This window comes from Mesorhizobium sp. B2-5-13 (assembly GCF_006440535.1).
Lineage (GTDB): Bacteria > Pseudomonadota > Alphaproteobacteria > Rhizobiales > Rhizobiaceae > Mesorhizobium > Mesorhizobium salmacidum.
The window spans coordinates 445,612-466,778 of sequence record NZ_VFUI01000002.1; the positions used below are offsets into that span (position 1 = coordinate 445,612).

At 64.3% G+C, this 21,167-nt stretch carries 20 protein-coding genes; 4 read left to right on the plus strand and 16 right to left on the minus strand.

Annotated features, from left to right (window positions below):
- Positions 1-106 precede the first annotated feature (106 nt).
- The 3 genes from FJ434_RS05385 to FJ434_RS05395 all read right to left on the minus strand — a co-directional run bounded on the left by FJ434_RS05385 (position 107) and on the right by FJ434_RS05395 (position 2,939).
- Positions 107-781, minus strand: coding sequence for an amino acid ABC transporter permease (locus FJ434_RS05385; protein WP_027142133.1), 675 nt, complete (start codon positions 779-781; stop codon positions 107-109).
- A 164-nt stretch (positions 782-945) separates the two neighbouring features.
- Positions 946-1,743: an ABC transporter substrate-binding protein gene (locus tag FJ434_RS05390; protein ID WP_140746346.1), complete on the minus strand. Its 798-nt coding sequence runs from the start codon at positions 1,741-1,743 to the stop codon at positions 946-948.
- Between the two features lie 419 nt (positions 1,744-2,162).
- Positions 2,163-2,939, minus strand: a complete 777-nt coding sequence (locus tag FJ434_RS05395) for an HpcH/HpaI aldolase/citrate lyase family protein (protein ID WP_140746349.1) — start codon at positions 2,937-2,939, stop codon at positions 2,163-2,165.
- A gap of 121 nt (positions 2,940-3,060) precedes the next feature.
- Between FJ434_RS05395 and FJ434_RS05400 the strand changes: the two genes are divergently transcribed.
- Complete coding sequence (locus tag FJ434_RS05400; protein ID WP_140746352.1) at positions 3,061-4,152, plus strand: LLM class flavin-dependent oxidoreductase; 1,092 nt, start codon at positions 3,061-3,063, stop codon at positions 4,150-4,152.
- 23 nt (positions 4,153-4,175) lie between these two features.
- Here FJ434_RS05400 and FJ434_RS05405 read toward each other — a convergent pair whose 3' ends face one another.
- The 13 genes from FJ434_RS05405 to FJ434_RS05465 all read right to left on the minus strand — a co-directional run bounded on the left by FJ434_RS05405 (position 4,176) and on the right by FJ434_RS05465 (position 17,992).
- Complete coding sequence (locus FJ434_RS05405) at positions 4,176-4,571, minus strand: RidA family protein (protein WP_027142129.1); 396 nt, start codon at positions 4,569-4,571, stop codon at positions 4,176-4,178.
- A gap of 72 nt (positions 4,572-4,643) precedes the next feature.
- On the minus strand, positions 4,644-5,792 hold the full coding sequence (locus FJ434_RS05410) for an acyl-CoA dehydrogenase family protein (RefSeq protein WP_140746355.1): 1,149 nt from the start codon (positions 5,790-5,792) through the stop codon (positions 4,644-4,646).
- Positions 5,793-5,912: 120 nt separating this feature from the next.
- Positions 5,913-6,725: an enoyl-CoA hydratase family protein gene (locus tag FJ434_RS05415; RefSeq protein WP_140746358.1), complete on the minus strand. Its 813-nt coding sequence runs from the start codon at positions 6,723-6,725 to the stop codon at positions 5,913-5,915.
- Positions 6,722-7,192: a MarR family transcriptional regulator gene (locus tag FJ434_RS05420; protein WP_027142126.1), complete on the minus strand. Its 471-nt coding sequence runs from the start codon at positions 7,190-7,192 to the stop codon at positions 6,722-6,724. Before FJ434_RS05420 ends, FJ434_RS05415 begins: the two co-directional genes overlap by 4 nt.
- Positions 7,186-7,959, minus strand: a complete 774-nt coding sequence (locus FJ434_RS05425) for an SDR family NAD(P)-dependent oxidoreductase (protein WP_140746361.1) — start codon at positions 7,957-7,959, stop codon at positions 7,186-7,188. Before FJ434_RS05425 ends, FJ434_RS05420 begins: the two co-directional genes overlap by 7 nt.
- Positions 7,956-10,250, minus strand: coding sequence for a bifunctional salicylyl-CoA 5-hydroxylase/oxidoreductase (locus tag FJ434_RS05430; protein WP_140746364.1), 2,295 nt, complete (start codon positions 10,248-10,250; stop codon positions 7,956-7,958). The genes FJ434_RS05425 and FJ434_RS05430 overlap by 4 nt, the downstream gene beginning before the upstream one ends.
- A 142-nt stretch (positions 10,251-10,392) precedes the next feature.
- Positions 10,393-10,992 carry a VOC family protein gene (locus tag FJ434_RS05435; RefSeq protein WP_140746367.1) on the minus strand — a complete coding sequence of 200 codons (600 nt, stop codon included), beginning with the start codon at positions 10,990-10,992 and terminating at the stop codon, positions 10,393-10,395.
- Positions 10,993-11,071: 79 nt separating this feature from the next.
- A complete protein-coding gene (locus tag FJ434_RS05440; RefSeq protein WP_140746370.1) occupies positions 11,072-11,908 on the minus strand; it encodes an ATP-binding cassette domain-containing protein in 837 nt (278 codons plus the stop codon).
- Entirely contained in the window at positions 11,901-12,779 is an 879-nt protein-coding gene (locus FJ434_RS05445) for an ABC transporter ATP-binding protein (RefSeq protein WP_140746373.1), read from the minus strand. Before FJ434_RS05445 ends, FJ434_RS05440 begins: the two co-directional genes overlap by 8 nt.
- Positions 12,776-13,624, minus strand: a complete 849-nt coding sequence (locus FJ434_RS05450) for an ABC transporter permease (protein ID WP_140746376.1) — start codon at positions 13,622-13,624, stop codon at positions 12,776-12,778. Before FJ434_RS05450 ends, FJ434_RS05445 begins: the two co-directional genes overlap by 4 nt.
- Positions 13,617-14,624 carry an ABC transporter permease gene (locus FJ434_RS05455; RefSeq protein ID WP_140746379.1) on the minus strand — a complete coding sequence of 336 codons (1,008 nt, stop codon included), beginning with the start codon at positions 14,622-14,624 and terminating at the stop codon, positions 13,617-13,619. Before FJ434_RS05455 ends, FJ434_RS05450 begins: the two co-directional genes overlap by 8 nt.
- A 154-nt stretch (positions 14,625-14,778) precedes the next feature.
- Positions 14,779-16,308 (minus strand): ABC transporter substrate-binding protein, encoded by a 1,530-nt coding sequence (locus FJ434_RS05460; RefSeq protein ID WP_140746382.1) that lies wholly within the window; start codon positions 16,306-16,308, stop codon positions 14,779-14,781.
- A 109-nt stretch (positions 16,309-16,417) separates the two neighbouring features.
- Complete coding sequence (locus FJ434_RS05465) at positions 16,418-17,992, minus strand: NAD(P)/FAD-dependent oxidoreductase (protein ID WP_140746385.1); 1,575 nt, start codon at positions 17,990-17,992, stop codon at positions 16,418-16,420.
- A gap of 118 nt (positions 17,993-18,110) precedes the next feature.
- Here FJ434_RS05465 and FJ434_RS05470 point away from each other — a divergent pair, with 118 nt between their 5' ends.
- The 3 genes from FJ434_RS05470 to FJ434_RS05480 all read left to right on the plus strand — a co-directional run bounded on the left by FJ434_RS05470 (position 18,111) and on the right by FJ434_RS05480 (position 21,162).
- On the plus strand, positions 18,111-18,902 hold the full coding sequence (locus FJ434_RS05470) for a cyclase family protein (protein WP_140746388.1): 792 nt from the start codon (positions 18,111-18,113) through the stop codon (positions 18,900-18,902).
- Between the two features lie 206 nt (positions 18,903-19,108).
- Positions 19,109-20,680 (plus strand): NAD(P)/FAD-dependent oxidoreductase, encoded by a 1,572-nt coding sequence (locus FJ434_RS05475; protein WP_140746391.1) that lies wholly within the window; start codon positions 19,109-19,111, stop codon positions 20,678-20,680.
- The gene (locus tag FJ434_RS05480; protein WP_140510587.1) at positions 20,680-21,162 is read left to right on the plus strand and encodes a MarR family transcriptional regulator; all 483 of its coding nucleotides are present in this window, start codon (positions 20,680-20,682) and stop codon (positions 21,160-21,162) included. Before FJ434_RS05475 ends, FJ434_RS05480 begins: the two co-directional genes overlap by 1 nt.
- The last annotated feature ends 5 nt before the right edge of the window (positions 21,163-21,167 follow it).

Here is a 21,167-nt window from a genome sequence, read left to right on the forward strand (position 1 = left end):
GTGGCTAGAGCAATTCCAGGAAAAGTGCGTAGCGGTTTTCCGTCCGGAATTGCGTGAAAACAAAGAGTTGGAGCGGTTCGGGGATTCCAACAAACACTGAACCGCTCTAGCGGGCCTTCTCGTCCTTGAAGCGGGCTTCAAGGAGGCTGACGAGACGAACCATCGGCCAAAGGAAGATGAGGTAGACAAGGGCCGCGCCGATCAGCGGCGAGGGATTGGCGTAGAGCGACTGTGCGTTGGTCGCTTCCTTCAGCAGTTCCGGCAGGGCCACCGTGGATGCCAGCGAAGTGTCCTTGAACATCGAGACGCAGTTGCTGGTCATCGGCGGGATGACGACGCGCACCGCCTGCGGCAGCACCACCTTGCGCAAGGTCAAAAGGAACGGCAGGCCAAGCGCCTGCGACGCTTCGAACTGACCGCGCGGAATGCTCTCTATGCCGGACCGGAACACTTCGGCCGAATAGGCCGACATGATGATGGCGAACGCGGTCACCGCCGACGCCCAGGACGACAGGCGAATGCCGAGGAAAGGCAGCGCATAGTAGATCAGGATCAGCACGACGAGAACCGGCAAGGCGCGAAAGACGTCGGTGTAGCCGACCGCCAGCCAGCGCAGCGGTTTCGGCGCATAGAGCCGCAAAAGGCTGATCACCAGGCCGATGGGAATGCCGATGCCGATGCTGAGCAGGCCGAGCAGCAGCGTGTTCAGGAAGCCGCGCAGCAGCGCCGGCAGGCTCGACGCGATGACGTCGGCGTTGAAGAAAGTGTCGATCAGCGACATCAGGGCATTCCCGAACGGTGTTGCGTCATCTGACGCCAGGGCCCGACCCGGAATATCAAGATCGGCTTTGCCGAACGGATGCTGGTCCCGGGAAGGCTATGCGTGAAAACGGGACGTGCCGACCCCTTTGTAGCCGGCACGCCTTTCGTCCTGTCGGCCGGCGCTCACGCCTTGGGCAGCGGCATTTCCTTGACGGTCGAGGAATCGGCGGGGGCGTCGCTGCCGAACCACTTCTTGTGGATCGCGGCCAGCGTGCCGTCCTTCTTCATCGCCGTCAGCGCGTCGTTGAGCTTGCCGAGCAACGGATGATCCTTGGTCATCATCAGGCCGTACTGCTCGCCGGTCTTGATGCGCTGCTTGACCTTCAGGTCCTTCATCTTGGTGAAGGAATATTCCATGCCGGGAATGTCGCTGACGGCGGCGTCGACACGGCCGGCGCTGAGGTCGAGCAAAAGGTTCTGCTGCGTGTCATAGCCCTTCACATCGCTGAAGCCGTCGGCTTCCTGATGCGCCTTGACCCAGGTCTCGCCGGTCGAGCCCGAGAGCACGCCGACGATCTTGCCCTTGAGGTCCGCCTCGGTGTTGACCGCGCTGTCGGTCTTGGTGGCGATACCCATGTCGGAATCATAGTAGGGCTGGGTGAACGACTGCGACTTCAGCCGCTCCGGCGTGATCGTGATCGAGGAGATGGCGACGTCGATGCGCTTGGAGGTGGTCGCGGCGAACAGCGCCTGGAAGCCGAGATCGGCGATGTCGGTGGCCATGCCGGCGCGCTTGGCCGCCTCGTTGACGATGTCGACCTCAAAACCCTCGAACGTGCCGCTCTCGTTCTTGTATTCGAAGGGCGGGTTGGTCGGGTAGGCGCCGACATTGAGCACATCGGCGGCATAGGCGGTTGCCGGTCCGGCGGCGATGCCGATTGCCGCGGCGAAAAGGATGAGATTGCGACGGTTGAGCTTCATTGGTGGTCCCTCTGGGGTGTTCCCTCTGGTTGTTGATCGGGCGGGCTGCCCCGCACGGTTTGTTGCCGTCCCGCCTCCCAGCGGGGCGTCAATTCATGGTGGCGACCACGCGCTCGAGCGCGGACGCGATCTGGTCGCGATCGCATGCGTGTTCACGCGCGCGGCAAGGTTGGCGATGGTTTCGGTGTGCGGGTTCCTGGGCGCACGCATCGCAAGCGTAGCGCGCGCTGGACGATGACTGGGGCAGCACAAACGACAAGGATTGAAACCCCTCCTACCCGGAGCAGAATGACGAATTGCCCGGAAACCCTCCAGCCCTACGGCCGCCATTGATCTTGAATGCTTATCCAAAGTGCCGCGCTTTTCAAGGCAAAAGTTTTAAGCTTAAAAAAGTTGCTCGGCTGCTGCTCGGCTAGGCGCTAGCGCGGGTCTTCCCGCGCCAGTTCGGCCCGGGCGGCGGCATGATTGGCCGCGGCGCCCGCACCGAGAAACATCGTGTCGCTGGCCAGCACGAAAAAGCTGGCGCCGACGGCTGCCCATTGGCCGACGGTCTGTGAGCTGGCGCAAAATATGCCGGAGGTCTTGTCGTGCGCGATCGTCACGCCAATGATCCTGCGGATCGCATCCGCGAGCTTCTCGGCGCCCTTCGGTCCGATCACATCGATCGACACGGAGAGATCGCCGGGTCCGACGAAGACCACGTCGACGCCCTCCACCGCGGCGATCGCGTCGATGTTGGCCAATCCTTCGACCGTTTCGACCTGGATCGCGACGACGGTCCGCTCATTGGCGCCAGCCAGGTATTCGGGAATGCGATAACCATAGCCGGCCGCGCGGCCGGGTCCGACACCGCGCTCGCCTCGTGGCGGATAGCGCGACGCTTTCACCGCCATTGCCGCCTGTGCCGGTGTCGAGACGCGTGGCACCAGCACACCTTGCGCGCCGCTGTCCAATGCCGCCTGGATGGCTTCGGGCGCATGGCCGGGAACGCGCACCATCGCCGGCACGCGATGCACATCGGCGGCGCGCACCATGCTCTCGATCATGTCGCGCGAGATTTGGGCATGCTCCCAGTCAATGCAGAGGAAGTCGAGGCCGGACAACGCCATCACCTCGACTGCGACGGGGTGAGGAATGGCGGCGAAGGAGCCGACGAGACTGCTCTTGCCGATGCATTTCTGGCGGAACTCGCTCATGCCTATCCCTTTTCTCATCCCGCCAAATTCATATCGGCAAACCAGTGCCAGGCGAAGCTATTTCATGCTTGAAATATTTTCGCGGAGCCGTAGCGTGCGATCTTCGCCGGGAGGTCGCGACATGAACAAAGCACATCCGTTGCACGGCTCCAACAAACTGAAGCTTGGCGTCTTCTCGACCAACGCCGATGGCGGCCTTGCCATATCGGACGTGCCGGAACGCTGGACGGCTAGCTGGCAGGACAATCTGACCGCAGCACAGATCGCCGACCGCGCCGGGCTGGAGTTCCTGCTGCCGATCGCCCGCTGGCGCGGCTTTGGCGGCCGCAACAAGGTGCGCGAGCGGTCGTTCGAGACCTTCACCTGGGCGGCGGCGCTCAGCATGGCCACCGACCGCATCGGCCTGTTCATGACCGTGCATGTGCCGCTGGTGCACCCGCTCTATGCCGCCAAGGCGCTGGCGACGGTCGACCACATCAGCCAGGGCCGTGCCGGCCTCAACATCGTCTGCGGCTGGAACCCGAAGGAATTCGGCATGTTCGGAACCCCGCTGGTCGAGAAGGGTTACGACCAGGCGGCCGAATGGATCGAGATTCTGGAGAAGCTCTACGCATCGGCGGAGCCGCTCGACTATGAAGGGACCTATTATCACCTCAAGGAGGCGGTCAGCCGGCCGGCCAGCCTGCAGGTTCCGCGCCCGGTGACCATGAACGCCGCTTTCGGCGGCCCGGGCCGCGATTTCGCCGCCGCCAGATGCGATTATCTGTTCACGACCTTTTCCGAGATGGGCGATGCCGGCAAGCATGTCGCCGACATCGGCGAACGGGCCGACAAGGTTGGCCGGGAGGTCGGCGTCTACACCGTGGCCCATGTCGTCTGCCGCCCGACCATGGAAGAGGCGCAGGCCTACTACACACGCTATGCAGTCGATCTGGCTGACCAAGAGGCGGTCGATGCGCATATGGCCGGCAAGAAGGAATTCTCGCAATCGCACGACCCGCATGCCTATGAGCGCTATCGCCAGCGTTTCGCCGGCGGCGCCGGCACCTATCCGCTGGTTGGAACGCCGCAGACGATTGCCGCCGAGATGGCCGCCATTGCCGCGCACGGCTATCAGGGCATTGCGCTATCCTTCGTCAACTACACCAGGGAATTGCCCTATTTTTGCGACCACGTGCTGCCGTTGCTGAGGCAGGCTGGGCTTCGCGAATAAAATATTCCGGAGAGACGAATTCTTTATTCCGGAACGACGGCGGTCGCCTGGATCTCCACCTTGGCGCGGTCCTCCACCAGCGCCACCACCTGCATGGCGGCCATCGCCGGAAAATGCCGGCCGATCACCTCGCGATAAGCCTCGCCGATCCCCTTGAGATTACCGAGATATTCGGCCTTGTCGGTGAAATACCAGGTCATCGAGGTGATGTGCCGTGGCTCCGCGCCGGCCTCGGCCAGCACCGCGACGATGTTCTGGAGCGTCTGCCGCACCTGGCCGGCGAAATCGTCGGTCTCGAACTGGCATTGCCCGTTCCAGCCGACCTGTCCGCCGACGAAGACGAGCCTGCCGCGCGCCGCCACGCCGTTGGCGTAGCCGACCGGTTTTGCCCAGCCTTCCGGCTGCAGGATCTCGTGCATGTCGTCTCTCCGCCTGTCCAATATCGGGTCCGCAATATCCGCGTCTCAAGACAATCCATCAACGCGACCTGTTCAGGCCGCGCCCATCACTTGCCGCGCGATCACCACCTTCTGCACGTCCGATGCGCCCTCATAGATGCGCAGCGCGCGGATTTCGCGGTACAGGCTCTCGACGATGTGGCCTTTGCGGACACCGTCGCCGCCATGCAGTTGCACCGCTTTGTCGATCACCTCCTGCGCCTTGTCGGTGGCGAACAGCTTGGCCATCGCCGCCTCGCGCGTCACCCGCGCCGCACCCATGTCCTTGGTCCAGGCGGCGCGATAGACCAGAAGGGCCGCCGCATCGACGTCGAGCGCCATGTCGGCGATATGGCCCTGCACCATCTGCAACTCGGCCATCGGTGCGCCAAACAATTTGCGCTCGGCCACGCGCTTGATGCTTTCATCGAGCGCGCGGCGGGCAAAGCCGAGCGCTGCCGCGCCGACCGTCGAGCGGAACACGTCGAGCACCGACATGGCGATGCGGAAGCCGTCGCCCGGCTTGCCGATCAGCGCCGAGGCAGGCAGCCGGACCTGGTCGAACGAAAGCCGCGCCAGCGGATGCGGCGCGATCACTTCCAGCCGTTCGGCAATACCGAGGCCCATGGCGTCGCCCGGCACCAGGAAGGCGGAAAGCCCCTTGGCACCCGGTGCCTCTCCGGTGCGGGCAAAGACGACATAGAGGTCGGCGATGCCGCCATTGGAGATCCAGGTCTTCTCGCCGGTGAGAACGTAGCTGTCGCCGTCGCGTGTCGCCGTCATTTCGGTGTTGGCGACATCCGAGCCGGAGCGCGGCTCCGACAGCGCGAAGGCGGAGATCGCCTTGCCGGCGCGGGTCTTCGAAAGCCATTGCTGCTGGTCCGGCGTCCCGAACAGGCTGAGTGCACCGGTGCCCAGCCCCTGCATGGCAAAGGCGAAGTCGGCCAACCCATCGTGGCGAGCCAGCGTCTCGCGCGTGATGCACAAGGTGCGTACGTCGAGCGGTCCAGGATTGTCTGTATCGAGCGCCGTCGGCTTCAGCCAGCCATCCTTGCCGAGCTTCGCCACCAGCTCGCGGCAGGCGGCGTCGACGTCATGATGATCGACGGGAAGGTTTTTGGCGCACCAGGTGTCCAGGTGCTCGGCGAGCTCGCGATGCCGGTCCTCGAAGAACGGCCAGTTGAGGAAGGAACGGTCAGGCATTTGGGCCTCCGCTGTTCTGCAAGCTAGGTGCTCTACGGCGCCCCCCTCTGTCCTGCCGGACTGTCCGGCAGGACAGAGGGGGGCGCTGTCCCGCCCACGTCTCTAACAATCCACCCATCCTCAATTCCCCTCGAACACCGGCTTTTCCTTGGCCACGAAAGCCAGGTACGCCCGTTCGAAATCGCGCGTCTGCATGCAGATCGCCTGCGCCTGCGCTTCCGCCTCGATCGCCTGGTCGAGGCCCATCGACCATTCCTGGTTGAGCTGCGTCTTGGTGATGCCGTGGGCGAAGGTCGGGCCGGAGACGATGCGGGCCGCCATCTCCAGCGCGTCGGCCTGCAGAGCCGCGGCATCGACCAGCCTGTTGTAGAACCCCCAGCGCTCGCCTTCCGTAGCCGTCATGGTTCGGCCGGTGTAAAGCAGTTCGGCGGCGCGGCCCTGGCCGATGATGCGCGGCAGGATCGCGCAGGCGCCCATGTCGCAGCCGGCAAGGCCGACACGTGTGAACAGGAAGGCGGTCTTGGCTTCCGGCGTGGCGATGCGGATGTCGGCGCTCATGGCGATGATGGCGCCGGCGCCGACCGCCACGCCGTCGACAGCCGCGATGATCGGCTTGCCGCAGTTGAGCATTGCCTTGACGAAATCGCCGGTCATGCGGGTAAAGGCCAAGAGCTGCTTCATGTCCATCTTGACCAGCGGACCGATGATGTCGTGGACATCGCCGCCGGAGCAGAAATTGCCGCCATTGGAGAGGAACACCACGGCGTCGACGTCCTCGGCATAGACGAGATCGCGGAACGTGTCGCGCAGCTCGGCATAGCTATCGAAGGTCAGCGGGTTCTTGCGCTCCGGCCGGTCGAGCCGGACCCTGGCGATCCGGCCCTCGACTTCCCACAGGAAATGCTTCGGCTTGAGGCCGGCCATTGCAGTCATTCGCGTCCCTCCCAGTTGCTGCGGAACGAGGTCAGCATGCCGGTCAGCCGGTGCGCATCCTCCTCGCTGACCTTGCCCAGCAATTCGCCGATCCAGCCCTCATGCGCCGCGGCGATGGTGGCAAAGGACTTCGTGCCTTCCTCGGTCAACCGCACCATCGAGGTACGGCGGTCGCCATTGCGGCGGGCCCGGGCGACAAGTCCTTCCGACACCAGCCGGTCGACAATGCCGGTAACATTGCCGTTGGACACCAGCAGGAAGCGCGACAGGTCGCTCATCAGCATGCCTTCCGGCGCCCGGTAAAGCGCTGCCATCACGTCGAAACGCGGCAGCGTCGTGTCGAATTCCTTCTTCAGGCGCTCGCGCAATTCGGCCTCGATCGTGCGTGAAGCCCGCAGCAGCCTTATCCAAAGACGCAACCGGTCCTTGCCGGGACCCGATGGCACGGGCAGGGGGCCGGCTACCATGTTTCACCTCCCGAGATCGAAATCGCCTGTCCGGTGATCGACGCCGCCGCGTCGCCGCACAACCACAGCACTGCTTCGGCAATCTCTTGCGGCTGGATGAAGCGGCCTTGCGGGTTGGTCGAGACGAGGCTGGCTCGCCCCTCGCCAGCCGAGCGGCCGGTCTTTTCGATGATGCGCTGGATGGACTCCTCCAACATGTCGGTCTCGACGAAGCCCGGACACACCGCATTGACGGCGACGCCGGATTTCGCCGTCTCGGCGGCCAGCGCCCGCATCAGCCCGACGACGCCATGTTTGGCCGCCACATAAGGCGCGACATAGGCGTAGCCTTTCAATCCAGCGGTCGAGGCGATGAAGACGATGCGACCTGCCTTGCGCGCGGCCATGCCGGCCAGCGCCGGCCTCACCGTCAGGAACGCCCCGGTCAGATTGACGTCGAGCGTTCGCTGCCAGTCGGCCAGGGCGATCTTGTGCGCCGGCGTGCTGCCGGCCATGCCGGCATTGGCAACGACGATGTCGAACGGTCCGCGCGCGGCCTCCGCCATCTCGTAAAGCGCCGCCATCGCCGCCTCACTGGTGACATCTGCGACGATGCCATGGATGCGGCCGTTTTCGCCGGCAACCTTGGTGAGCTCAGCTTCGCGGCGCCCACAAATGGTCACGTCGATACCAGCCGCGGCCAAAGTGAGCGCGATGGCCCGGCCGACGCCGGATCCGCCGCCGGTGACCAGCGCGTGCTTGCCGGGAATCGTTGTCGCGGCCGTCATACTTTCAGCCCCGCAGCGGCGTCACGCTCGGCCAGCCGGTAGAGCTGATCGCGCCCGGGCAGATAGGGATCCGGCCATTTGACGCCACGGTCGCCGAGCGTCACCGCCGCATGCAGCATCCAGTAGGGATCGGCGAGATGCGGCCGTGCCAGCGCCACCAGATCGGCGCGGCCGGCCATCAGGATCGAATTGACATGGTCGGGCTCGTAGATGTTGCCGACCGCCATCGTCGCCATGCCGACTTCGTTGCGGATACGGTCGGAAAACGGCGTCTGGAACATGCGTCCATAGACCGGCTTGGCGGCAACCGACGTCTGGCCGGCCGAGACGTCGCATATATCGACGCCGGCCTTATGCAGCATCCGCGCGATCTCGACGGCGTCTGCCGGCGTCACGCCTTCGATGCCGACCCAGTCATTGGCCGAAATGCGCATCGAGATCGGTTTTTCCGCCGGCCAGGCGGCGCGCACCGCGTGGAAGATTTCCAGGGGATAGCGCATGCGGTTTTCCAGTGAGCCGCCATAGGCGTCAGTGCGCTGGTTGGTGACCGGCGTAATGAACGACGACAGGAGATAGCCATGCGCGGCGTGGATCTCGAGCATGTCGAAGCCGCAGCGATCGGCCATTTCGGCCGAGGCCACGAATTGATCGCGCACCAAATCCATGTCGGCGCGGTCCATCGCCTTCGGCATCTGATTCTCAGGCGACCACGCAACGGCCGATGCCGCCATGATAGGCCAGTTGCCCGAGGCCAGCGGCACGTCGGTGCCTTCCCAGCCGACCCGGGTCGAACCCTTGGCGCCGGAATGGCCGATCTGGGCGCAGATCTTCGCTTCGGATTCGGCATGGACGAAGTCGACCAGTCGCCTCCACGCCACCTCGTGCTCGGGCGCGTAGAAACCGGGGCAGCCGGGCGTGATGCGCCCTTCCGGGCTGACGCAGGTCATCTCGATATAAACGAGCCCGGCGCCGCCCTTGGCGCGCTCGGCATAATGCGTGAAATGCCAGTCGGTCGGGCAGCCGTCGACGGCCTTGTACTGCGCCATCGGCGAGACGACGACGCGGTTGTTGAGGACCATGTCGCGCAGCTTGAAGGGCGCGAACATCGGCGCCCGGCGCAGCCTGTTGCCGCCGGCACCGGCCTGCCGCTGGAACCATTCTTCCGCGCCGCCCAGCCACTCGGCATCGCGCAACCGCAGATTCTCGTGGCTGATGCGTTGCGAACGGGTCAAAAGCGAATAGTTGAACTGCACCGGATCGAGGCCGAGATAGCGCTCGACCTCTTCGAACCATTCCAGAGAATTGCGCGCCGCCGACTGCAGCTTCAGCACTTCGGTGCGGCGGGCGTCCTCATATTTGCGGAAGGCGGCCTCGAGGTCCGGCTCGGTCTCGACATAGTCGGCCAGCGCCACCGCACTCTCCAAGGCGAGTTTGGTGCCGGAGCCGATCGAGAAATGCGCCGAGGCCGCGGCGTCGCCCATCAGCGCCAGATTCTTGTAGGACCAGCGCTCGCAAAGCACGCGCGGGAAATTGATCCAGGCCGAGCCCCTGATGTGGTTGGCGTTGGTCATCAGCGCGTGGCCGCCAAGATGTTTGGCAAAGATGCGCTCGCACACCGCGATGGACTCCTGCTGCGACATCGCGCCGAAGCCGAAGGCGGCCCAGGTCTGCTCGCTGCACTCGACGATGAAGGTCGCGGTATCGCTGTCGAACTGGTAAGCGTGCGCCCACACCCAGCCATGCTCGGTCTTCTCGAAGATGAAGGTGAAGGCGTCGTCGAATTTCTGGTTGGTGCCGAGCCAGACGAACTTGCATTTGCGCGTGTCGATGTCGGGCTTGAAGATATCGATGAAGCTGTTGCGCGCCCTGGAGTTCAACCCGTCGGCGGCGACGACCAGGTCATGCGTCTCCATATAGGGTTTTGGGTCGGCGATGTCGGTTTCGAACATCAGCTTGACGCCGAGTTCGCGGGCGCGGCGCTGCAGCAGGATCAACAGCCGCTTGCGGCCGATGCCGCAGAAGCCGTGGCCCGACGAGACCGTGCGCACGCCGTCATGGATGACGGCGATGTCGTCCCAATAGGCAAAATGCTTCTTGATCCAGACGGCGCTGACCGGATCATTCTCAGCAAGGTTGTCGAGCGTCTCGGCCGATAGCACGACACCCCAGCCGAACGTATCGTCGGCGCGGTTGCGCTCGAAAACCGTCACGTCGTGCGCGGCGTCCCTGAGCTTCATCGAAATGGCGAAATAGAGGCCGGCTGGTCCGCCGCCGAGAACCGCAACCTTCATCCGTGCGATCTCCTCTTCGCTTGCTATGCCTCAGTATCGCGCCGGAGGCAAGATATTTCAAGCTTAAAGTTTTATGTCGAAATGATTATGCGAGTGTGGGCGGCGCGCTTGCCGGGCCATCCTGCAAGCGCGCCGCGAGAGATCACTTCTCCGGATTCTTCGGGCTCCACAGCACGGTCTCGGCACCCTTCTCATAGGCCATGCCCGTGGGATAGCTAATCGCCTCGAGTTGCAGCCCCCACGGCGCCTGGAAATAGAGGATGGTCTGGCCGGCGGCGGGTCCTTCCTTGACCGGCAGCGGCCCCATCCTGGTCTTGACGCCCTTGCCATTGAGATAGGCTTTGGCGGCGGCGACATCGTCGACATAGAAGGCGATGTGGAAGCCGCCAATGTCGCTGTTTTTCGGTGTCAGATCCTTCTGGTCGGGCGCGGTATATTTGAACAGCTCGATGTTCGATCCATAGCCGCAACGCACCATGGTGACCTGCTCGATGACAGCCTTCGGATCGACGCCGAGCAGGTCCTGCATGAAGGTGCCCTTGTTGTCGGCGAACGGCCCAAACGACATCGCCTTCTTGCAGCCGACGACCTCGGTGAAGAAGTCGACCGCCTGCTTCATGTCGGGAACCGTGATGCCGGTGTGATCGTGGCCGCGCATGCCGGGGATCGAATCCGCCGAGGCCATGCCGGCGCTGCCAAGGATGGCAGCAGCAAGCGTTGCAAGTGCGATTGTGGTCTTCATGTCAGTCCTCCTCCATTTGGCGGGACTTGATCCTTTTCCAGTCGCACGTCCGAGGCCCGCTTGCCGGCGTGCGTTCGCATCATGTCGGCGCTTTGCCGGCGGAAGGAATGTCCAGCCAGCCCGCATCGATTTCGGGCAGCGGAATGGCTGCGATGAGGTCGCGCGTGTAGGCCTGCCGCGGCATGTCGAACAGCGCGTCCGTGGCGCTCGCTTCCACGATGCTGCCTTCGCGCATGACGATCACCTGCCGGCACAGCCGCCGGATGACCGACAGATCGTGGCTGATGAAGGCGACCGTCAGACCCATCTCCGCCGCAAGCTTCTCCAGCAAGGTGAGGATCTGGGCCTGCGTCGAGACGTCGAGCCCGGAGACGATCTCGTCGGCGAGCACGAATTTCGGCGACAGCGCCAGCGCGCGCGCAATGCCGACGCGCTGGCGCTGGCCGCCTGACAGTTCGTGGCGATAGCGGCTGGCGAAGCTTTGCGGCAGGCCGACGCGTTGCAGTGCCTCCGCGACGCGCGCTTTCAGATTGTCGCCAAGCCCGTTCTGACGGAGCGGTGCGGCGATGATGCTGGCGATGGTGCGGCGCGGGTTGAGCGACGACATCGGATCCTGGAAGATCATCTGCAGGTCGCGGCGCAGTGGCCGCAGTTCCGCTTCCGGCAGATGGGTGATGTCACGGCCCTCGAAACGGATGCTGCCGGCGCTCGGCTCCAGCAGCCGCACCAGCGCACGGCCAAGCGTCGACTTTCCCGAACCGGATTCGCCAACGATGCCCGTCACCGAGCCGGTGGGCAGGTCGAAATTCAGGCCTTTCAGAATCTCGGCCAAAGGTGCGCGGCCGATCAGCGGCTTGCGCGTCATGTCGGGCAGCGCGACCTTCAGCCCGCGCACGGAAAACAGCGGCTCAGCCATGCGGGCACCTCCAGGCCTGATCGGCGGAAGCGATTTCGGCGGCGAGACCGGCCAGCACCGTCTCGTCCACGGGTTTCAGTGAAGCGAAGGGATCGGTGTAGCGCGGCGTCGCGGCCATCAGCGCGCGCGTGTAGGGGTGCCGAGGTGCCGCGAAGAGATCAGTGGTTTCGGCTTCCTCCACCACCTTGCCGGCATAAAGAACCGACACTTTCTGGCTGATCTTGGCGACGACGCCGAGATCATGGGTGACGAACAGGATCGCGGTGCCGTGCTCGCGCTGCAACGCGACGATCAGCCGAAGGATCTGCTTCTGCACGGTGACGTCGAGCGCCGTGGTCGGCTCGTCGGCGACGATCAGCCGTGGCTCGGCGGCGAAGGCGGCGGCAATCAGCACGCGTTGGCGCATGCCACCGGACAGTTCGTGCGGATAAGTCTTCAGCACGCGGTCGGGGTCGCGGATCTGCACCTCGTCCAGCAATTGCCGGATACGCCGATCGGCCTTGTCGCCGCTCCAGCCGAGGATGCGCACCAGCCGGTCGGTCATCTGCGGGCCGATGCGGCGCGAGGGGTTGAGCGCGGTCAGCGGATCCTGCGGGATCAGCGCCGTGCGCGCGCCGATCAGCGTGCGCCGCGCCTTGGGCTGGAGTTTGCCGAGGTCTTCGCCCTCGAGCCGTATATCGCCTTCGACGATGCGCACGCTCGATGGCAAGACGCCGAGCACCGCCTTGCCGATCATCGTCTTGCCGGCGCCGCTTTCGCCGACGAGCGCGCGCACCTCGCCGGGTTGCACGGAAAGCGAAACAGAACGCAGCACGCGCTGGCCGTTGGCCAGCACGGCGCTCAGACTGGCGATGTCGAGACAGGCGCTCATCGCAGCACCGGATCGAAACGGGTCTTCAGAGCTTCGCCGAACTGGCTGAAAGACAGCACGGTGAGGATCAGCGTGGTCAGCGGGAAAACCAGCACCCACCATGCCTGATGGATCGAGAGACGGCCCTCGGCGATGATGCCGCCCCAGGTCGGATCGTCGGTCGAGATCGACAGATTGACGAAGGACAGGATCGCCTCGACGATGACGGCGATACCCATTTCAAGCGACAGCAGCGCCACGATCGACGGCACCACATTGGGCAACACCTCGCGCAGCATGATGCCGATGCGGCCGTAGCCGGCAATGCGGGCATTCTCGACGTAGTCCATGCGCGACTGGCCCATGGCTTCGGCGCGGATCACGCGGCAGAAGCGCGTCCAGTCGATGATCGCGATGGCGAGAATGACGGAGCTTAAGCCGGTGCCGAGCACGGCAACCAGCAGAATGGCGAACAGCACCGGCGGGAAGGCCATCCAGACGTCGACGATGCGCGAGATGATACGATCCGCCCAGCCGCCGAAATAGCCAGCGATCAGCCCAAGCATTGAGCCGACGACGCAGGCGGCGATGGCCGCCGCGAAAGCAACGATGAAGGCGATGCGGCCACCAAAAATCAGGCGCGAGAGCAGGTCGCGGCCGAGGCTGTCGGTGCCGAGCCAATAGCCGGGCTCGGCACCATCGAGCCAGAACGGCGGCAACCGCTCCAGCATCAGGTCCTGCGCCAGCGGATCCTGCGGCGCGACCAGCGGGGCGAAGATCGCTGCCAGCAGCGCCAGCAGCAGCCAGCCTCCCGCCAGCCATAGCTTTACGCCTGCGCCATGTCGCGAGATGCGTGCCTCATCCATGGCGCAGCCTCGGATTGAGCAGCGCATACATCATGTCGACGGCAAGGTTGATCAGCACGAACAGCAGCGCGAAGACCAGCACGATGCCCTGGATCAGCGGCAGGTCGCGGTTGATGACGGCATCGATGGCCATGTTGCCGAGCCCCTCATAGGAGAACAGCCGTTCGACGATGACGGTGCCGCCGATGAGGAAGGTGAATTGCACGCCGACCAGGGTCAGCGTCGGCAGGGCGGCGTTCTTCAGCGCCTCGCGCAGGATGACCTGCGTTTCCGAAAACCCTTTGACCCGCGCCAGCACCACATAGTCGAGGTCGAGCACTTCCTTCAGCGACTGTTTCAACAGCTGCGAGATGATTGCCGCCAGCGGCAGCGCCAGGGCAATCGCCGGCATCAGCATGTGCTTCAAGAGATCCCAGGTGAGGTCGAAGCGCAGCCGCAGCAGGCTCTCGAACAAATAGAACTGGGAGACGAAGGGCAGGTCGAGTTGCGGCGACACGCGGCCCGAAATGTCGAAGATCGGCACCAGCACGCCGAACAGCAGGATCAGCACCAGGCCCCAGAGGAAATCGGGAATGGAAAGCGCTGCACCGCTGGCGATGTCGATGCCGGCTTCGACCGCCCTACCGCGTTCGCGGGCGCCGAGTATCGCCGTCGTGCCGCCGATCGCCACCGCCATGACAAGCGCGACGATGGCAAGCTCAAGCGTCGCCGGCAGCCGGTTGAAGACGAGGCCGAGCACATCTTGCCGCAGCGAGATCGAGGTGCCGAAATCGCCCCTGGCGACACCGGACAGCCAGATGAAGAATTGTTGCACGATCGTCTTGTCGAGCCCGTACAGCGCCCGCAGCCGGGCGATGTCGTCATTGGTGGCGCCGGGCGGTAGCATCATGGCAATCGGATCGCCGGGTGCCACGCGGATGACCACGAATACGACGACGGCCACGCCGAACAGCGTGATCAGCATCGTCGCAAGACGGATCAGGAATCGTTGCAGGAGCATTCTGGCGTTGGCCTAGCGTGTTCTAACGAGCAGCCCCTCATCCGGACGCCTCGCGGCCACCTTCTCTCCGAGGGGGAAGGTGGCCCGAAGGGCCGGATGAGAGGGCCTGCGCAAGTTGCACGCCGTCTTGCGACGGCGTGCCTTGTCGTCTGTCTCAGGCCGGCGTCATCAGCGCCGGCAGCAGCGCGCCTGAAATATGCTGCACCACGTTGACGCCCTTGGCATGCACGATCGGCTGCGCGTACTGCATCAGCGGCAGCACATAAGCCTGCTCGGCGATGTATTTGTCGACCGCCTTCCACCCGGCGATGCGCTTGGCTTCGTCCTTCTCTCCCCACAGCGGGTTGATCATGTCGATCAGGTCCTGGCTGTCCCAGACCGAATGCGGGCTCGGTCCATACATGGCAAAGCCGGTCGAGGTGGTCGGATCGCCGATGGCGTTGCCCCAGTTGTAGAAGGCCGCGGGCGCGAGCTTGTCGGCGGCGCGCAGCTCGTAGTGCTTGGCGATCTCGTAGACCTCGATCGTCGCCTCGATGCCGACTTTGCGCCACATGCCGACGATCGCCTGGATCATCTCATAATCCTTGGGCTTGAAGCCCTTGGTCGTCTGGATGGTGAACTTGACCGGCTTTTCCGGCGAATAGCCTGAGGCGGCCAGCAGTTCCTTGGCCTTTTCCGGATTGTGCTCCACCTTGATCGAGGCATCGAAGGCCGTGTATTCCGGCGTTTCCAGCGTAGCGATCGGCTGGCCATAGCCGCGCAGCAGCCGCTTGACCAGAAGCTCCTTGTCCACCGCCATGACGGCTGCCTGGCGCACGTTCTTGTCGAGCATGGCTTCGATGTCGTTGAAGAAGATCATGCCAATATCGGAAACATTCTTGATCGAGCCGGCGAGCCCCTCCTTGGCGATCAGCCGGTCATACTCCTCGTAGGGGATTTCGAGCGTCACCTGCGAGGAGCCGGATTCAATCTCTGCCACGCGGCTCGCCGCATCGGTGACGAACTTGATCGTCACATTCTCGAAGGCCGGCTTGCCGCCCCAGTAGTTGGGATTGGCTTTCAACCGCAGGAAGGCGTTGCGCTCGAATTTTTCGACCATGTAGGGGCCGGTACCGATCGGCGCCTTCTCGAAACCTTCGGCGCCGACCTTCTCGTAATAGGCCTTCGGCATGATGTAGCCGGTCAGGAACGACATCCATTTGAAATAGACCGGGTCGAACTGGACGACGTCGCCTGATATCTTGTTGCCGTCGATCTTGAAATTGCTGACGTTCTTCCAGACGAACTGGATCGGGTTCCCGGTCTTCTCGTCGCCCGCCCGCTGCAGCGACCAGACCACGTCTTCCGGTGTGAACGGCGAGCCGTCATGCCATTTCACGCCTTCGCGCACTGTCATCATGATCTTGGTGCGGTCCTCGTTCCAGCCCCATTCCGTCAAAAGGCCAGGCGCGAAGGACAGGTCAGGCTTCTGCGGGATGAACTGGTCGAACACCGACTGGTAGAGGCCCTGGATGGTCGGGTTGACGGCCGACGGTCCGGTGGTCGGATCCCAGGACGGCAGGTTGACGTTGTAGGCGATGGTCAGTTCGCCGGCGGCAGCCCGGGCGATCTTCGGCAGGCCGACGGCGGCCACGCCAAGTGCCGCGGCACTGTATCCCAGCAATTCGCGTCTGTTGATTGTCATGGTCGTTCCCCTTGTTGGTTATTGTCGTTGCGCAGCTTCGTCCGGTCATTGGTTCGGCTTCGTCGGCAGCAGCGCCTTGCCTCTCGTCGCCTTCATGAAATCGTCTGGCCTACCTCCCGCCAAGCTGTTGCGCGAGCATGAAGCCCGAGGCGGCACCCGTGCCGGCACCGGGCCATGTCGCGGCGCCGGTGAGATGCAGATTGGTCACCGGCGTGTTCCAGCCGGCATGGCCGCGCGCCGGACGGAACAGGAAATTCTGCGCCAGATGGTGGCTGCCGCAGAGCTGGTCTCCACCGACGAGGTTCGGGTTCTCGCGCTCGAGATCGATGGGCGAAAACACCGCGCGATCGAGGATTTTTGCGCGCAGGCCGGGCGCGTAGGTTTCGATGATGTCGAGCACCCGGTCGGCGTAGGCCTCCTTGACCTCGTCCCAATGCGCTGGCGCGATCTTGGCCGAGGCGTCGCCCGCGATTTCGGCGGGCAGCATGCGCACCTGCACCCACAGAACATGTTTGCCTTCAGGTGCCCGGGAAGGGTCGACCGCCGTCGGCTGGCCGACGACCAGCACCGGTTCGTCAGGCAACATGCCTGCCACCGCCTGTTGATAGGTGCGCGACATCTGGTCGAGCGACGGCGCCAGATGCACATAGGCGAACTGGCGCAACTCTGCCCCGGCGCGCCAGTCCGGCAGATCGTCCAGCGCCAGGTGGATCATCATCGTGCCCGGCGCATGCCGAAACTTCTGCATCGCCATGTCGAAGCCGGTGTCGCCGGAACCGCCGGGCAGCAGCTTGCCGGACAGCGCCTTGGGCGCCACGCCTGCAATCACCGCCCTGGTGGCCGTATGCGTCTCGCCGGAAGCAAGCCGCACACCTGTCGCCTTGCCGCCGGAGACCGTGATCTCGGCCACCTCGGCGCTGGCAATGATCCTGCCGCCGGCGGATGTCACCATGCCGGCCAGCGCCCGGATGATCGTATCGGCGCCGCCCTTGCCCAGCACCATGCCAAAACTCTGGTTGGCCATCGATTCCAGATAGGGAAACACGGCACCGCCGGCGATGTCGGGCGCGAAGTCGAGATGCATGCCCCAGGTGGCGAGCGTCGCCCTGATGTGTGGAGACTCGAAATTTTCCTCCAGCCAGGCACGCGGCGAAGACAACAGCAGCCGGCCGGTGTCGAGCGCGCCCGAAACACCCTTCTTGCGCCACAGGCTCCATGCGGTGCCCGCAATCGCCCGGGCGCTCATTGGCGATCCCAGCAGCTTGAACAAATGCTCGGCTTCGGCCGGGAAGGCGGCAACCAGCCTGCGCCATGTCGCGGCATCGGCGGCCGAAAAGGCAGCCATGCGGCCGGCGGTCTTTTCCAGATCGTTGCTGACGCCGAACCAGCGCCCATCCGGAAAGGCGCTGGCGAAACAGTCGGCGACCGGGGCGAATTCCAGCCCCTGCGCTTTCAATTCATTTGCATATTTCCGGTGGAACGCCGAGCCGGCGAACAGGCTCAGATTCATCGCGCCGAAATCGTGGCGGAAGCCTGGGAGGGTGAACTCGCGAGTCTGGACGGCGCCGCCGATTGTTGCGCCGCGTTCGAAAACCCCGGTTTTCCAGCCCTTGAGCGCCAGATGCGCGGCGCATGCCAGAGTGTTATGGCCCGCCCCGACAAAGATGGCGTCGAACTCGCTCACGCCCCGTTCCCATTTCCTTTATGCTTAAAGATAATTGCAGATGCATATGTTTTCGTCTAGTAGGATATTAAGGGCCGAGACGAGCCTTGATCATGTCAGCCAAGAGGGAACAGAGACCATGGACAGCCAAAAACTCCTCGGCGAAGTCGCCGCCCAGCTTCTTTCCGGCGCCATCAAGGTGGTCGACCTGACGGCGCCGCTCGGGCCGGACACACCGCTGATCAAGCTGCCGCCGGAACTTGCCGTCGACACGCCGAAGATCGAGATTCATTCGATCTCCCGCTATGACAAGAACGGTCCATGGTGGGCGTGGAACTGGCTGAAGCTTGGCGAGCATTCCGGCACGCATTTCGACGCCCCGCAGCATTGGATCTCCGGCAAGGATTATCCGGACGGCGCCACCGACACCATTCCGGCGCAGAATTTCATCGGTCCGGTCAATGTCATCGACTGTTCGAAGGAGGCCGCCGCCGATCACGATTTCCTGCTCACCGTCGACCATATCAAGGCCTGGGAAGCCAGGCATGGCGCGATCAACGCCGGCGAGTGGGTGGTGATGCGCACCGACTGGTACAAGCGCAACGGCTCGGAAGCCGAATTCCTCAATGCCAACGAAACGGGCCCGCACACGCCCGGCCCGACGGCGGAAGCCATCCAGTTCCTGATCAGCAAGGACATCAAGGGCTGGGGCTCGGAGACCATCGGCACGGATGCCGGCAAGGCCGGCGGCATGGAGCCGCCATTCCCGGCGCATACGCTAATGCACAAGGCCAACCGCTACGGCCTTGCCAGCCTCTGCAATCTCGACCAACTGCCGCCGAAAGGCGCGATCCTGATCGCGGCCCCGCTCAAGATCGAGCACGGCACCGGCAGCCCGATCCGCGCACTGGCGCTGGTTTCGGGCAAATAGGGCGAGGGCGGTCTTCGGGAGAAGATCATGGTTGCAGGTGATGGTGTAGTGACAAAGGGAACAAAGGGAGAGCGCCGGCCGCGTGGCGCTGGCGCTCTACGGCACCCCCCTCTGTCCTGCCGGACAGTCCGGCAGGACAGAGGGGGGCGCGAAGGAAAGCAATCTCGCGCACTTGAACTCCGCCTCCCGGCGGGGAGCGACCTTCAATGAATGCCCCCGATCACATCATCGTCGGCAGCGGCATCAATGCGCTGGTCTGCGCGGCGATGCTCGGCGGCAAGGGCGCCAAGGTGCTCGTGCTGGAGCGCAACGACCGCATCGGCGGCTGCATGCGCACCGAGGAGATCACCGCGCCCGGCTTCATTCACGACGTGATGGCGACGACTTTCGTTCTGTTCATCACCTCTCCGGCATCCGCGGCACTAGGCGCCGATCTCGCCCGGCACGGGCTGGACTTCTGCCATACCGGCACGCCGACCGGAGTGCTGCGGCCGGATGGCAGCCACGCGGTGCTCACCACCGACCGTGCCGCCAACATCGCCGCGCTTAACAGGATCGCTGCTGGCGACGGCGACCGCCACGCGGAAGATGTCGGCGGCATCGAGCGCAATGCCGGCCTGCTGTTCGGCCTGCTCGGCGGCGCGCTCTGGTCCTATCCGACCGCGAAGCTGCTGGCCGGCGACGCCTGGCGGCGTGGTCCCCGCGGGCTTGCCGCCTTTCTCGGCGACGCGCTGGTGCCGGCGCGTAGCTGGCTGGAAAGCACTTATCAGTCGGAGACAGTCCGTGCGCTCTGGGCGCCGTGGGTGCTGCATGCCGGGCTTGGTCCCGAAGACGCCTTTTCCAGCCAGATCGCCAAGGTGATCGCCTTCGCGCTGGAGGCGGCCGGCGCGCCGATCGTCAAGGGCGGGGCGCAGAACCTGCTGTCGGCTTTCGAGGCGCTCATCAAGGAACGCGGCGGCGTCATTTCCACCGAAGCGGACGTTGCCGCCATCCTCATGGCCGGAGGTCGCGCCACGGGTGTGCGGCTGGCCTCGGGCGAAATGGTTCACGCCACCAAGAGCGTCATCTGCTCGGTCACGCCGACGCAGCTTTACGGTCGCCTGCTCGGCAAGAACGCTCCGAAGGGCGACGTCGAAGCGACGCGGAAGTACCGCTATGGCAAAGGCAATTTCCAGATCCACTACGCCCTCGACAAGCCGCCGTCCTGGCGCGGCGAGGGCCTCGACAAGGTGGCGCTGCTGCATCTGACGCCTGGACTGGACGGCGTGTCGAAGGCTTGCAACGAGGCGGCGTGCGGCATGCTGCCCGAAGTGCCGACCATCTGTGTCGGCCAGCCGCATGCGCTCGACCCGTCGCGCTGCCCGCAAGGCAAGGCGATCCTGTGGCTGCAACTGCCCGAGGCGCCGCGCCACATCAAGGGCGACGCCGCCGGCAAGCTGCAGGCACCGGCTGACGGGCAATGGACCGAGGCGCTGCGCGAGGCCTATGCCGATCGCGTCGAAGCGATCCTCGCCAGCCATATCGAAGGCTTCAAGGACAGCATCATCGCGCGCCGCGCCTATTCGCCGGCCGATCTCGAAACGATGAACATCAACCTGGTCGGCGGCGACCCTTATGGCGGCTCCTCTGCTATCGACCAGTCGTTCCTGTGGCGGCCGTTCAAGACCAGCCGCAACCACCAGACCGGCATCAAGAACCTCTACCATATCGGGGCCTCGACCCATCCCGGTGCCGGTCTCGGCGGCGGCTCCGGTTTCCTGCTGGCGGGGAAGCTGTGATGGAACAGAAGGTCGCCGAAAAACGCCAGCGCATTTCGACCCTCGGTCAGATCGGCCTGCAGCAATTCGCGCCCTATCTGATGAACCGCATCATGGGCCGCTACAACGCCACCCTGCGTGATGATTTCCGCAAGCAGGGCCTGACGATTTCGCAGGTGCGCACGCTCGCCGTGCTGTCGGTCGCCGACGGCGTCACCGTCAACGACCTCTCGGTCTATACTGTCATCGAGCAGTCGACCTTGAGCCGCACGCTGGACACGCTGGAGGGGCAAGGGTTCGTGCGGCGCGAGCAGGGCGTCACCGACAGCCGCATCCGCCACGTGTTCCTGACCGACGAGGGCCGAGCCGAGTTCACCCGCGCCTGGCCGGCCATGCATGACGCCTTCGAGGCCATGTTCGACGATATCGACGACGCCGAATATGCAGCACTTATCGCCACGCTTTTGAAGATGCTGAAGAACATTCGCAAGCACGACATCTAGATGTA

Coding starts and splice junctions, on each gene's coding strand:
- FJ434_RS05385 (WP_027142133.1), bottom strand. CDS start 781: ATGTCGCTGATCGACACTTTCTTCAACGCCGACGTCATCGCGTCGAGC.
- FJ434_RS05390 (WP_140746346.1), bottom strand. CDS start 1,743: ATGAAGCTCAACCGTCGCAATCTCATCCTTTTCGCCGCGGCAATCGGC.
- FJ434_RS05395 (WP_140746349.1), bottom strand. CDS start 2,939: ATGAGCGAGTTCCGCCAGAAATGCATCGGCAAGAGCAGTCTCGTCGGC.
- FJ434_RS05400 (WP_140746352.1), top strand. CDS start 3,061: ATGAACAAAGCACATCCGTTGCACGGCTCCAACAAACTGAAGCTTGGC.
- FJ434_RS05405 (WP_027142129.1), bottom strand. CDS start 4,571: ATGCACGAGATCCTGCAGCCGGAAGGCTGGGCAAAACCGGTCGGCTAC.
- FJ434_RS05410 (WP_140746355.1), bottom strand. CDS start 5,792: ATGCCTGACCGTTCCTTCCTCAACTGGCCGTTCTTCGAGGACCGGCAT.
- FJ434_RS05415 (WP_140746358.1), bottom strand. CDS start 6,725: ATGACTGCAATGGCCGGCCTCAAGCCGAAGCATTTCCTGTGGGAAGTC.
- FJ434_RS05420 (WP_027142126.1), bottom strand. CDS start 7,192: ATGGTAGCCGGCCCCCTGCCCGTGCCATCGGGTCCCGGCAAGGACCGG.
- FJ434_RS05425 (WP_140746361.1), bottom strand. CDS start 7,959: ATGACGGCCGCGACAACGATTCCCGGCAAGCACGCGCTGGTCACCGGC.
- FJ434_RS05430 (WP_140746364.1), bottom strand. CDS start 10,250: ATGAAGGTTGCGGTTCTCGGCGGCGGACCAGCCGGCCTCTATTTCGCC.
- FJ434_RS05435 (WP_140746367.1), bottom strand. CDS start 10,992: ATGAAGACCACAATCGCACTTGCAACGCTTGCTGCTGCCATCCTTGGC.
- FJ434_RS05440 (WP_140746370.1), bottom strand. CDS start 11,908: ATGGCTGAGCCGCTGTTTTCCGTGCGCGGGCTGAAGGTCGCGCTGCCC.
- FJ434_RS05445 (WP_140746373.1), bottom strand. CDS start 12,779: ATGAGCGCCTGTCTCGACATCGCCAGTCTGAGCGCCGTGCTGGCCAAC.
- FJ434_RS05450 (WP_140746376.1), bottom strand. CDS start 13,624: ATGGATGAGGCACGCATCTCGCGACATGGCGCAGGCGTAAAGCTATGG.
- FJ434_RS05455 (WP_140746379.1), bottom strand. CDS start 14,624: ATGCTCCTGCAACGATTCCTGATCCGTCTTGCGACGATGCTGATCACG.
- FJ434_RS05460 (WP_140746382.1), bottom strand. CDS start 16,308: ATGACAATCAACAGACGCGAATTGCTGGGATACAGTGCCGCGGCACTT.
- FJ434_RS05470 (WP_140746388.1), top strand. CDS start 18,111: ATGGACAGCCAAAAACTCCTCGGCGAAGTCGCCGCCCAGCTTCTTTCC.
- FJ434_RS05475 (WP_140746391.1), top strand. CDS start 19,109: ATGAATGCCCCCGATCACATCATCGTCGGCAGCGGCATCAATGCGCTG.
- FJ434_RS05480 (WP_140510587.1), top strand. CDS start 20,680: ATGGAACAGAAGGTCGCCGAAAAACGCCAGCGCATTTCGACCCTCGGT.